13 protein-coding genes and 2 pseudogenes are annotated in these 11,505 nt (G+C 42.9%); 11 read left to right on the top strand and 4 right to left on the bottom strand.

All coding sequences use genetic code 11. The features are described from left to right. Positions 1 to 123 (top strand): transposase (locus F6K63_RS35160; protein ID WP_287314744.1); only part of this gene is annotated, 123 nt, incomplete at its 5' end. A 428-nt stretch (positions 124 to 551) separates the two neighbouring features. On the opposite strand, the gene F6K63_RS35155 is transcribed toward F6K63_RS35160, so the two are convergent. Further along, on the bottom strand, positions 552 to 884 hold the full coding sequence (locus F6K63_RS35155; protein ID WP_287314743.1) for a hypothetical protein: 333 nt from the start codon (positions 882 to 884) through the stop codon (positions 552 to 554). Positions 885 to 1,303: 419 nt separating this feature from the next. Between F6K63_RS35155 and F6K63_RS35150 the strand changes: the two genes are divergently transcribed. The 8 genes from F6K63_RS35150 to F6K63_RS35115 all read left to right on the top strand — a co-directional run bounded on the left by F6K63_RS35150 (position 1,304) and on the right by F6K63_RS35115 (position 8,498). Further along, on the top strand, positions 1,304 to 2,473 hold the full coding sequence (locus F6K63_RS35150) for a hypothetical protein (protein ID WP_287314741.1): 1,170 nt from the start codon (positions 1,304 to 1,306) through the stop codon (positions 2,471 to 2,473). Between the two features lie 438 nt (positions 2,474 to 2,911). Continuing rightward, positions 2,912 to 3,700, top strand: coding sequence for a DNA cytosine methyltransferase (locus tag F6K63_RS37535; RefSeq protein WP_353813167.1), 789 nt, complete (start codon positions 2,912 to 2,914; stop codon positions 3,698 to 3,700). Positions 3,701 to 3,836: 136 nt separating this feature from the next. Beyond that, entirely contained in the window at positions 3,837 to 4,295 is a 459-nt protein-coding gene (locus F6K63_RS37530; protein ID WP_353813166.1) for a hypothetical protein, read from the top strand. Positions 4,296 to 4,739: 444 nt separating this feature from the next. Next, a complete protein-coding gene (locus F6K63_RS35135) occupies positions 4,740 to 5,135 on the top strand; it encodes a DUF7383 domain-containing protein (protein ID WP_287314736.1) in 396 nt (131 codons plus the stop codon). Between the two features lie 121 nt (positions 5,136 to 5,256). Next, on the top strand, positions 5,257 to 5,481 hold the full coding sequence (locus F6K63_RS35130; protein WP_287314734.1) for a hypothetical protein: 225 nt from the start codon (positions 5,257 to 5,259) through the stop codon (positions 5,479 to 5,481). A 794-nt stretch (positions 5,482 to 6,275) separates the two neighbouring features. After that, positions 6,276 to 6,788 (top strand): hypothetical protein, encoded by a 513-nt coding sequence (locus tag F6K63_RS35125; protein WP_287314732.1) that lies wholly within the window; start codon positions 6,276 to 6,278, stop codon positions 6,786 to 6,788. Positions 6,789 to 7,067: 279 nt separating this feature from the next. Then, positions 7,068 to 8,042, top strand: a complete 975-nt coding sequence (locus tag F6K63_RS35120) for a lipase family protein (RefSeq protein ID WP_287314730.1) — start codon at positions 7,068 to 7,070, stop codon at positions 8,040 to 8,042. A gap of 330 nt (positions 8,043 to 8,372) precedes the next feature. Further along, positions 8,373 to 8,498 (top strand): hypothetical protein, encoded by a 126-nt coding sequence (locus F6K63_RS35115; RefSeq protein ID WP_287314728.1) that lies wholly within the window; start codon positions 8,373 to 8,375, stop codon positions 8,496 to 8,498. 89 nt (positions 8,499 to 8,587) lie between these two features. Here F6K63_RS35115 and F6K63_RS35110 read toward each other — a convergent pair whose 3' ends face one another. Further along, positions 8,588 to 8,752, bottom strand: coding sequence for a hypothetical protein (locus F6K63_RS35110; protein WP_287314727.1), 165 nt, complete (start codon positions 8,750 to 8,752; stop codon positions 8,588 to 8,590). A gap of 605 nt (positions 8,753 to 9,357) precedes the next feature. Between F6K63_RS35110 and F6K63_RS35105 the strand changes: the two genes are divergently transcribed. Next, positions 9,358 to 9,582, top strand: coding sequence for a hypothetical protein (locus F6K63_RS35105; RefSeq protein ID WP_287314725.1), 225 nt, complete (start codon positions 9,358 to 9,360; stop codon positions 9,580 to 9,582). Between the two features lie 8 nt (positions 9,583 to 9,590). Here F6K63_RS35105 and F6K63_RS35100 read toward each other — a convergent pair whose 3' ends face one another. Together F6K63_RS35100 and F6K63_RS35095 are read right to left on the bottom strand one after the other, a co-directional pair. After that, complete coding sequence (locus tag F6K63_RS35100) at positions 9,591 to 10,763, bottom strand: transposase (protein ID WP_287253005.1); 1,173 nt, start codon at positions 10,761 to 10,763, stop codon at positions 9,591 to 9,593. 98 nt (positions 10,764 to 10,861) lie between these two features. Then, positions 10,862 to 10,999, bottom strand: a pseudogene (locus tag F6K63_RS35095) (IS4 family transposase); the annotation flags it as partial. 70 nt (positions 11,000 to 11,069) lie between these two features. Between F6K63_RS35095 and F6K63_RS35090 the strand changes: the two are divergent. Further along, positions 11,070 to 11,306, top strand: a pseudogene (locus tag F6K63_RS35090) (transposase); the annotation flags it as partial. Between the last annotated feature and the right edge of the window lie 199 nt (positions 11,307 to 11,505).

Here is an 11,505-nt window from a genome sequence, read left to right as displayed (position 1 = left end):
CTAATTGAAAACTTCTTTGCCCAACTCAAGCAATATCGAGCGATTGCCACACGCTATGATAAACGGGCAATAAACTTTCTATCCGCAATTTATCTGGCTGCTACCGTTATCTGGCTTAATTGATGACACGCCCTAGCAAATACTCACAGACTTTACTAAACTTTATGATACTTTATGTAACTGTCCACTAACCCCCACCTTGTTTACACAGAGGTGGGGGAAGCTTCATCCACAGACAATTGAATACATTTGTTAACAAGACGACAAAATCTTAACATGCGATCGCAATAATCTCGGAAAACCTGCCAAAGCCTTTCGCACAAAGCAACACAGCCATTGATTCAATCGAGCTAACGGCTAATTCCTTCTAGGAGGCTCCTAGACAAAGGGTTATCCCCCTGGTAAAATAAAAAAAAAAACCTGAACGAACCCCCCAACTCCGCCCCCCCAATGTTAAACTAAAACACCGGGAGGAGAGCCACTCTTCATTGACTAACGGGGATGAATGAAACACACATACCTATCTTTCCCCGTTCCTTACTCCGCGCGAATTAGCTGAGGAACTTCTGGCGGATTACTTCTAGAACCTCTCCAGCATATTTCCTGTGGATATCGTTATTTGGATCTAAGGCTTTCACTCGCTCCAACAAACCAATGTTGCCTTTGTGATCAATGTCAGACACTTTGGTTATGTACGAAATAAAAAACGCTTTCTGTTCTGGGGAAAAAGCCTGAAAGGCAGCACCCAGAGTGTTATGCTTCCAGTTCCCTTTGTTGTTGATGAAGGAAGATATACCTTGGGTCAACACACCAGAATCTGCACTTAATTTTTTGGCTTTGATACCAAACTCGTCCATTGTAGCGATAAACTGGGGGGGTGACATGCAAGCTGAAATCCTTACTGGGTAAAAATTTCAGCCGATAATTCACAAAAATATACATTCTGTTTTGGGCAAACATTGGACGTAGTTATAAGGGTTTGAGCTTCCAGAAAATGAATTGAGGGTTAATTTCCGACTGTATCTTCCATGATACCATTGGCATCAAAGCCTTATATAGTAAGCTTTTTGGGGCTCATGTCACCCCCTCAGAGCGATAAAAGCTTCGCGGAAAATTTCACTCATTAAGAAATATTTCTAATTTATTTGGTATCTTAGTTTTTATAATATAATTCGCTTGTAGTTATAAAATAGGGAAAAACCCCATCCTCCATAAGCAAAAATGAGATGGGGTAGTAAAAAACAGTCTTATGTCAAATTGTACAGTAAAAAACATAAAAAAGCTTCTTTCTGACGAAAGACCTTTGATCTTTCTACCAGAACTTGCAGACGAAGTCGGTAAGGTGGAAGCTTTCATGTTGCAGGAAATTCACTACTGGGCTGGGATATTTAACCATGTAGTGGAGGGAAAAAGATGGTTCTACAGAACTTATGAGAAGTGGGCAGAGCGGATAAAAGTTTCTACGAAAACCATTGGCAGGGCTATTAGAAGCCTCCGGGAAGAAGGTTTGGTCTACATTAAGCGTTTGTCTGCCGGGACATACTACCAGGTGAACTGGTACTCAGTTAACTATTCAGAACTAAAGAAGAAGCTCAAGGACATCAAAATCCTTGAGTATTTTGGTCAAATCGATTCGGCCAAACCGGGTAGTATCGATTCGGACATTTTGCCTGAATCATATAAAAGAGTACCTTTTATAGATTCCTCTACACGCCAAGACCCACCCACCCACCCGTGTGTTGAAGAAAAAAATGATCAAGACCAAGAAGAAAGAAACCAAGGGGTAGAAGTTGTTCCCCTATCTTGTGATAATGATAATGAAGATATAAAAGAGGAGCTGGAAGTAAGTTCCGCCGCCACTGAGAAGAAGAGTGCGATCGCAGCAGCAGAGATAGAGCTGAGGAGGCTTCAGATCAAGCCAGCTGCTGTGATGAAGTACCTGATCAATTTCTATGCAAACATTGGCTACGCCTTGAATAGGGTAAAGGAGGCGGTAAGGGAAGGATGGGTAAAAAACCCAACCGGGCTATTCATTCAGTCTCTGAAGGACGGGGTTGATGAGCAATACTTTGAGGCTAATGGACAGGTCAAGGAGGATCCAATTCCATCCCCACCCCCTGGTTTTGTTGAGTGGTGTAATAACAACCCAAAGGTTAAAACTTATCGTTTTACTTCTGGGTCTACCAAAGAATGGACAGTGATGTACACTAGCGGGCAGATATTGCCCTGGTACATTGCTATGAAGTGCGATAACCCTGAGTATCAACCACCCCAGGATAACTCGGAGTATCAGCCATCTCAGCCATTGGGTAACTCAGATCAAGTGAGTTGGATCCCGGCAAAGAGCGCTATTGAGAAATCCGCAGAAAACTTCGCTGAGTACCGCAGACATTATCAACAATCACTACTCAATAATCTAGTACAAAAGTACTTGCCGCCATCAGGCTTCCCTACGAATCCAGAGCAGGAGTAGGGAGGAATTGACAATGCAATATCAACTTTTTGATTTATCTCAATATGAGATAAGTTCTGGCTCTGGGGTAAATCCACATCAGAGGGATTTGGACGGCGACACAGAGGGATTGGTGGCTTGCGGGTCGCAATCGGCGAAGCCGCGCCAAAGGCGAACGCAGAAGCCAAAACGATATCAGCAATGTGAACTTTTCGATCTATCTCAATATCAGACAAGTCCTGATTCTCAAGTAAATCCATATCAGATGGATTTGGATCAGAGATTCAAGAAAGGAAGGTCACGACAATACAAGCGAAAGCGATATCAGCAATGTGAACTTTTCGATTTATCTCAATATCAGACAAGTCCTGATTCTGATCTGAATCCATGTGAGGCAGACATTAGCACTGGGGAAGAATTAAAGCGAGGAGGCTCGCGTACGCAATACCATCAAGACCAATGTATGGATTCAGTGAAATCAGAACTATCGGCTTGTTTGAAGGCATTGGCGGATTCCCCTATGCTGCCGAACAGATTGGGGGATTCTTGTGGGAAGGATCCGTGGAAAACGACCCTTCCGCTATCAAAGTCCTTGAGCGGAACTTCTCTCATAAGCTTTTCGGGGATATCAGGAGTTTCCACCCCAAGTCGGGTGAGTATGATTTCATGGTTGGGGGGTTCCCCTGCACTGGGACATCCTCCGCTGGCGACAAAACTGGGCTTGACCATCCCGAGTCTTCCCTGTACACAGAATTCATCAGATGTATCGAAGAAGGACAACCCTCGATGGTCCTTCTTGAGCAACCCGAAGGATTCATCTACCGGGGATATGAGACATGGGTTGAGAAAGTATCAGGGATTGGATACGAAGTCTTGGATCCAATCATCCTTGGCTGCCACCAGATCGGCGGCAGCTATCGCAGAGTCCGAATCTTTTCTCTGTCCTACGCTCCTGACAGGGCGTGGAATATCAGGCAGGGGCGCTGGCAATACCAAGTGCGAGCGTTGGTGGAAGAGTTCGGGGATTTTGCCGAATGGCTCACAATTGAGCGTTCAGGCGATGCTATTGCTACACGGCTTCCCGCCGGATTATCTGGAACCGGAGATGTTTGTCTCCACGCCGAAAAAGGACAAAAAGGAAGGAACGAAGCTAGGAGGCTTATCGGCCAAACAGTATCAGTCCCCCAAGCAGCCCTCGCCCTCTCTGCCGCAAAGTGGGTCTGGTACCAAAGAGGGGACTGGGTATAGCGCTACGGCTTTTTCTCTAAAAAATCCTGGGGATGAGTATAGCGCTACGGCTTTTTCTCTAAAAAATCAGCTGTCCATCGAGGAGCATAAACAACTCTCTATTGTTGACTATTGTCACGAGGAGGCTATTGGTCAATTGGTTGCTTCCAAGGATGGCCGTATAGGGACAGTAATTCGAGCTGTTCCGGGAAGTACTCTTTGTGTAGACATTAAATGGTGGCATGGAGCTGATCAGTACAGCAGGATCCCTTTTAAGCAGGTGAAGCTGCTTGGACTGACTATAGAAGACCGCTTATGCTGCCGCCTCCCAGATGCATCTAAGCAGCACGGGACCTTGTACAAGTTCACTAGTAACCGCCGGGGGAAAGATGGTGTTATGCGCACATACCCACTGGTGGAGGGCGATCGCATGCTTGACTCCGATTGGTATTGGGGGATTAACATCAAGGTTCTGGTAAACCCCAAGAAGGGCTGGCAAAGTAAGAACTTTGGGGTTAAGCTGTCGAAGCTTCCTCTGGTCAGGGCTGCCCAAAGGGAGGGCAAGAGCTATGTCTATATAGTCGAGAAAGTGTTAGGGAAGAGTATTGATTTGTAAGGATTTCAGCTTACGGGTGGTCTAACACGGAACGGTTGTGTTTTAGAGAAAAAATGAGTCTTGCCGATGGTCTAACACGGAGCGGTTGTGTTTTAGAGAAAAAATGAGTGGTCTAAGACGGAGTGGTTCTGTTTTAGAGAAAAATTGAGTGGTCTAAGACGGAGTGATTCTGTTTTAGAGAAAAAACGGGTAGTCTAAGGGCGATCGCATCTGTATGAGGTGTGATCGTTTTTTTTGTTTTGCTGTATGTCGGTAAATCAGGTTAAGCCGCAGGGGGTAATACCCACTCTAGGTGAAATTTGGTCATCAACCTGACTTTTTCCTATAAATCATTACTTTCCATGATTATTGCCAGTTGATTTTCCTGATTTTTTATCCATTGTTAGTCTATTTTTTGAACAACATAATAATAGATATAAACCAATCTAAAAGAGGTACAAACTAATGACAATGCGTGGAGATTTCACACTCCGATTCTTCCAAGAAGAGCTTGGAGACATAGCAGGTCAGTTATCCAAACCCGGATTCCTATTTAAAGGGAATGAATCAAGCAAAAAAGAATTCGAGATTGAAGGCAATCCCACAGGAGGATACCTGCTCATGCAAGTCTACGATGTTCATAAGTCAAAGCATTCTGTAAAAATTAACGGCAATAATCTACCCGGTTCAAGTGAAGTACATGGACAGCCTAACACCTGGGAAACATGGATGGAGGAAATACCTAGCGGTTTCTTAAAGAAAGGTAATAATTCAATTCAGTTTTTCAGAGACAAAGACACTTCAGTCAAAGACAATTTTCTTGTGGCAGCTGTCGCTATTCATTGGAGAGAATCTGATTAACTTACTGCTATTGTTCCCATCTTTCAAGAGTTGATTTAGCTTGACTTTTTTAGGGTAAATCGTTGAATTCGGAGTCAAAGTGCTCCTGATATCAACGATTTACCTTTATTTACTCAGATTCATGCACTACGATCACATGTCTTTAGGGTGCGATCGCACGCTTGACTCCGATTGGTATTGGGGAATCAATATCAAGGTTCTGGTAAACCCCAAGAAGGGCTGGCAAAGTAAGAACTTTGGAGTTAAGCTGTCGAAGCTTCCTCTGGTTCGAGCTGCCCAGAGGGAGGGCAAGGATTATGTCTATATCGTTGAGAAGGTCTTGGGGAAGAGTATTGACCTGTGCTGATTAGTGTTGTAGGTGGTCTAAGACGGAACCGTTCTGTTTTAGAGAAAAACCGGTGATCTAAGACGGAACGGTTCTGTTTTAGAGAAAAACCGGTAGTCTAAGACGGAGCGATTCTGTTTTAGAGAAAAAACGGGTAGTCTAAGGGCGATCGCATCTGTATGGGGTGCGATCGTTTTTTTTGTTGTACTTTGGTAAATCACGCTTACCCAAGGTAATCCAGCGCAGGTTCAGTTGATTCAGTCTTGTCGTGCTCAAGGGCGTAATGTTATTGAGTTCCTCACTCAAGCTCTGTCTTTAGGAGCTAGACAGTGTTCTAACCAATTGTCTCTCATTCCATTTTTCAAGTAACTGGGGTGGCTTTGTCAACCCTTGAACAGAAATACTTGAAGTCGATATTTGGGAAAATCAGTAATAATACTGAAGGCAATAGAAATAAGTTGATTTAAATTTTATATGGATGGAAATTTAATGGTTTTTGCGAATACCAAAAAGTGATATTGCCAAAAATTTTAATTGCTGGCATTACTTAGCATATGCCTTTGAAATCCAATTCAAAGAGAAGACTATGCTTGGGAAGTTAAAACCATAGGACTTACATAGCTCAAAAACAATTATCTTTATGGGTTTTCGGACGTTCAAGTTTAGTTGTTTGACAATTTATTAATGGTCGCTATTGATCAAAGGATGATTGACAAAAACTTGAAACAACGCATTTTCGTTAATGCACAAGATAATAAATTTGTAGAGTGTGTAAGTCCTAAATCAAGAAAATTGTTGATCAAGGATAGATTACTATGAATAGAATCTGGACATCATTTCTAGCTGTGATGCTTGCTGTAGTGTGTGTTTTTAATATTCAGATTGGCTCTGCAGTTGCTAGTAACAATATAAAACTGGCTGATGCAAGTAAATCTGAGATAATAGGACAAGTAATTAATAAAGCACTAGATAAACTTGGCCCAGCATATGAGATAGCAGTTAAAGATGACAATGCAGTCGTTTACAATGCAACAAAGGAGCCAGTTGAATTCAAGACATATAATGACACTGATCAATTACGTTGGGTTGCTGCACGAGAGGGAACTATAAACCCAGACTATACTTCTCTACTCGATAAAGGACCTTCAGGATATGGTCCAACAATTCAAGTTGAAATGTCTGTAAACAACAAAAAAGAAGGTCCTTTCTATATTGAACGTTGTAATGCCTATATCTGGGACGGAAATGGGTTTAAAGACGTAACAAAAGAAGTTGCAGCTCATGATGGAAAAGATGTCAATGGCTCTAGTGTAGCTGCGGCGGGGTAGCCCCTGTCTTCATGCATGTGAGTTAGCTGCAGGTGAATTTATTCGCCCCTCATGTTTATTTTTGATCAGGACTTAGAAACTTCCAAATTCTAAGAAGTGAGGGGGGTGCCGTCGGCACCCCCCTCTCCTGGTTGACTGACAAAAGTTGACAAGCGAAGCCCTGAAACTCTGACACCGGTACACCGAAACCCCGTGTTTTGAGATTGTCTTTAAGATGTAAAAGCCCAAAAAAGCTTTGATTAGATTAGGAAGAATCAATTGAAATAAGGAGTATTAGCAATGTCAGCAAAGACTACAACTTCTAATGTGATGGATAACACAATTACTTACCTCACAACTGCTGACCTTGATCACACCAGAGCCATTCTTTTAGCGAAAGTAAGCATTCTAGCTTATGATGCTTTTAATAAGCAAAACCCTACTGAGTGTGTTAAGGTGTCTCCACCGGATGGTTATGATTTTGTAGGCCACTGGACTGGTGTTGATGCGATTTTTAATGAATGCAAAACTGTTGAGTGTTATGGTGTAGTGTTTCGATCTCAGCAGTCTCCTTACACTTATATATTTGCCTTTAGAGGTACTGATTCGACAGAGGATCTAATAGATGATTTTGGTACCGACCATACAAAATTTGTACCTTACAAGGAAGATGTTGTGGTGCCATCTGACCTTAGGGTTGAATCAGGTTTCTACCATATCTATTCCGATAGTGATGGGAACACACCCTCGATGCAGAATCAGGTGTTTGCCCTAGTTGATCAATATCAAGCATCTGAAAAACCGATCGATACTCTGTATATTACTGGCGATAGTTTAGGATCTACACTGAGCACTTTGTTCACACTTGATATGACGTTGTCTAGACCAGATATCAAGTCTGCAAGCTACAACTATGCTTCCCCTCGTGTAGGCAACCAAGCATTTGTGGAATTTTATCAACAACAGGCACCGCAACAAAATCCGGAGACACGAACTATTCGTATCCAGAATGTTTATGATAAAGTTCCTTGTGTCCCACTTGAAAGTGAAGGATACCAGCATTTGCCCTATGCCTATCTAGTTTCATTTTATCGAGACAACTTAACGGGTAAATTTGATATTGTAGACAATCATTCTATCCAAAATTATGAAACTGTTTTGAATTGTGCCTTCGAGAGTGAAAGTGGCTTTTGTGAGGGAACCTTTGACTACGATCAGGGCAAAAAGATGAAGTCGGTGAAACCAGATCCTAGTACAGTCTGTACATATTGGTAGCTCTTGGTCTGGCGTTATATCCGAGGTAAGCATATCCTAACAGCGGTTTGCAATTGCTTAATGGTACTTTCATTCTGGGTTTTTAGGGAGCAGGGAACAGGGAACAGGGAACAGGGAACAGGGAAAACAATCCTGTGTACCTGATAGTTGGCGTAATGCTAGGGAAGCTACCATAAAGTGCCATGCTTGACTCCAAAGTTCTGTATGAGCTTTTGGAGTCAGAACTTTCCCTTGTTTGATCTAATTTTTGAGTCCAAAACTCCTAAATTCAGTCCCAATTTGATGAAAAAGTTCCGACACAAGCTAAAAACGGAACTATGTTAAGTTTTGATGCATAAGCAACTCTTCCGTTGGCACTTTATAACAGCTTCTCTAGCATTAGCCCATGGTAGCGATTCGGCAAAGCCGACGCTACGCGAACGCATGGTCTTAGGGTGCGATCGCTACCTAATTTGAATAGGAGTAGGGTGGGCATCCTGCCCGCCCGACAAGATCAGGAACAGGCAAGATGCCCATTCCACAAAACTCTTAAAATCATTCCATTATTAAGCAACGCCGTTTTTTTTTTTGCGATATCCTGGGGAAGTCAGCCCCATGACACACATACCTGCTCCTGGGGCTGCTTCTGCTCCCGTCCCCTCCATCGCAACACACGGAGGGGTTATTTTTGAGGGTTTAATGCGATCGCTCTTAATCGCACCTAATCTCATCTAATCCGGAAAATAGATCACCTTCTCCCCCGACTCCACAAAGTAATCGTTGGAGTAAATCCGATTCACTTCCAAAATTGACGTCTCCGGGTACAACAAAAGGGTTGCATCTATCCTCGTTCTGTACTTGATGGGAGTTCTGGGAGGGTTAAAGACCCAATAAATCTCTGTGAATCCTTTCCACCCAGGCAAATCCTCTTCCCCAGGTGGGTAATAAGATTCGTACTCCGTCGTGCAAAAAATGGGGTCACTAATTTTTTCGATTGTTAGCGTACAATTACTGAAGGCGGCCCAGTTGTTAATCCATTCGGTTAGTACTGCAACCAGGTGGTCTCTTAACACATCTAGATCGGGTATTTGCCCCGGCTTTAACTGTTTTTCTCGGTATTGGTTAAACGTACAAAGCATAATGGTATCCGTAATAAATGTGATCGCTTCCTTAATCCTTGCGAAAACTCATGGACAAAACAACCAACCTTCCCCTGGGTGGAGCCGTACTAAGCCACTTGATGAAGCCTTTGCACCGAAGCTAGTGTGATATAAACTGTTCAGTGGACATCCGGTGGACATCCGGTGGACATTCAACGAACATCCAGCAAATGGTTATGACTCAAGAAATAGACAAGTTTCCTATCAAGGATTTACAGACCCGATACAATATAGGTCGCAGTGCTCTTTATGAGCGATTTAAGCATGCCAATATCAAGCCCAACAAAGATGGGACTCGCTCCTTTATATCCGGTGAACAACTGGAGGAATTGGATCGTTTAAACACCCATTTGGAAAGGGGTGGAACCCTGACTGACGGACACTTTTTTTTGTACATTTAGCAGTACATTTAGGCGCAGGCATCAAATTCCTGAATCAGGCAGAAGGTAATCTTCTGATAATAGCGGTCACGAGCTTTTTGGGAAGGGAAACAAGGAGTAGAGTCAAGATAGACCAAGTGGTCAAGGCGTAAAAAGGAATAAGCTTTGTGAACAAAGGAATTAAGCCACCGGACACCGATTTTTAGATAGCTAAGTCCACGACGAAAATGGGCATCAACCTGACGACGTAAACCGTCTTTTTGGACAGCCATGCCAACTAAAGTTGCGAAAAGAACCGCAATAGCAATGACCAAATAGAGGCGTTCAAGTCGCTCAGCACAACGAACTCGAGACATTTCCCACTGAAAAACCCCAGACTTGCTATCTAAAAACAGATGTTCAATACGAAAACGCAAGCCATATTGCCAAAAGGTCTTCAAGGTGGGAGGTTCATCTGTGATAATTGCCCAATTATCCTTCGCGGCAGGTACTGCCGCCAGAGCGAGATGAGCCTTAAGTTGAGCATCTTCCCATAAACCAACATTTTTGTAGAAAACCGCTTCTCGTTTGGGGGGATATAACTCACGAATGCTATATCCAAAGCCTCGACGGTGGACACCGTGAATCAGAGTATCGGACGGTAGACGGATCGCCCAGTGCCAATGGGTTAATTGTAACCATTTCAATAAATCGTGATTGGCAAATCCCCTATCCGCCAACAACATCACGTCTGGGAAATTTGCCAGATATTGATACCCTTGTTCGAGTAAGGGGGCATATTTCTCCCAGGCGACACTGGCACTTTTGTGTTCTAACCCTAACCACAGGAGTGGTAATGCTCTCCCTCCCCCAATCACCGATAGGTAGACAAAGCAGTATTTATTCCACAATTGGGTACTATCCAAGGCTAAGTATAATCTTCCCTGCTTCCATTGTGATATTGCCTTGAGAACTAGCGGTACATAGATTTCTTTGATCTTGACCCGATCATTCCCTAAAAACCGACGCCATCGTTTTTGATTGCTGTCTTCTTGGATAGCTCGACTTTGGACATAGCTACCCCATTCCCCCTGATTCACCTTTTGGCTCCCTAGTAACGCCGCCACCATCCATGCCAACGTCACTATATGTCTGATATCAACAAATTTGCTACCTGCTCTTAGGTAGCTATACACTTGTGAGTAGATTTTTTTCTGGGTCATAATTGGGATTTTTCTTGACTACCCCATTTACCCAGATTTTTCTGTTTTGTCCAACCCCTTCCCTACTTACTTTTCAACCACTTGTGTCCGTCAGCAAGCCCGGTGGCTAGTTGTGTGAAGTTTACGGTTTTGACTCGAAATAGAGCAATCAGAAACAGTGCCAGGAAGCTTAGTCGCGCTCCATGCCATTTCAGATCAGGTTTCAATGTTTGCACCAGCAAGTTAACCTGGTTCATGAGGGTTTCGTTGAAAGTTGTTGTTTTTTCCATGAAACCCTTTTCCTGTCTATCTTTTCAACTTTTTGTCCTGTACTTAGCATTAACAATTCCTTCAGTATTAATTATGGATAATGCACCAATTCATAGAAAAAATGCAATTAGAGAATTAGTAGAGTCAGCCGGTCATCAAGTATTATTTTTGCCGAAATACTCTCCAGATTTCAATGATATAGAGCATGATTTTAGTGCTTTAAAGAGAGCCAGAATGTATACTTCTATAGACACTTCTCTGGATGAAGTAATTCGTGAATATTGTGCTTCTTAGTGTCTCCTCCTTATTTAAAATAACTATAGAACATAATAGAAGAGTTAGTAAGCTAGTAAGGGGAGGATGTCACCTTAGTGGTGCAGAGAAGTCTTGAAAGTACTGGTAGGTATAGAGTCTCAATAATAAGACAGGGATAGCATGACAGGGGGATTCCATGAGAAGCTTAAGGTCCCAAACTCAAAGCAAATTTCATGGA

The organism is Moorena sp. SIO1G6, from assembly GCF_010672795.1.
Classification (GTDB): Bacteria; Cyanobacteriota; Cyanobacteriia; order Cyanobacteriales; family Coleofasciculaceae; genus Moorena; species Moorena producens.
This window is presented reverse-complemented; position numbering and strand designations above follow the sequence as displayed.

Excerpts from the sequence above, each read along its gene's own strand:
- F6K63_RS35155 (WP_287314743.1), bottom strand. The coding sequence starts at position 884 with ATGTCACCCCCCCAGTTTATCGCTACAATGGACGAGTTTGGTATCAAA.
- F6K63_RS37535 (WP_353813167.1), top strand. The coding sequence starts at position 2,912 with ATGTATGGATTCAGTGAAATCAGAACTATCGGCTTGTTTGAAGGCATT.
- F6K63_RS35135 (WP_287314736.1), top strand. The coding sequence starts at position 4,740 with ATGACAATGCGTGGAGATTTCACACTCCGATTCTTCCAAGAAGAGCTT.
- F6K63_RS35130 (WP_287314734.1), top strand. The coding sequence starts at position 5,257 with ATGCACTACGATCACATGTCTTTAGGGTGCGATCGCACGCTTGACTCC.
- F6K63_RS35125 (WP_287314732.1), top strand. The coding sequence starts at position 6,276 with ATGAATAGAATCTGGACATCATTTCTAGCTGTGATGCTTGCTGTAGTG.
- F6K63_RS35120 (WP_287314730.1), top strand. The coding sequence starts at position 7,068 with ATGTCAGCAAAGACTACAACTTCTAATGTGATGGATAACACAATTACT.
- F6K63_RS35115 (WP_287314728.1), top strand. The coding sequence starts at position 8,373 with ATGCATAAGCAACTCTTCCGTTGGCACTTTATAACAGCTTCTCTAGCA.
- F6K63_RS35110 (WP_287314727.1), bottom strand. The coding sequence starts at position 8,752 with ATGAGATTAGGTGCGATTAAGAGCGATCGCATTAAACCCTCAAAAATA.
- F6K63_RS35105 (WP_287314725.1), top strand. The coding sequence starts at position 9,358 with ATGACTCAAGAAATAGACAAGTTTCCTATCAAGGATTTACAGACCCGA.
- F6K63_RS35100 (WP_287253005.1), bottom strand. The coding sequence starts at position 10,763 with ATGACCCAGAAAAAAATCTACTCACAAGTGTATAGCTACCTAAGAGCA.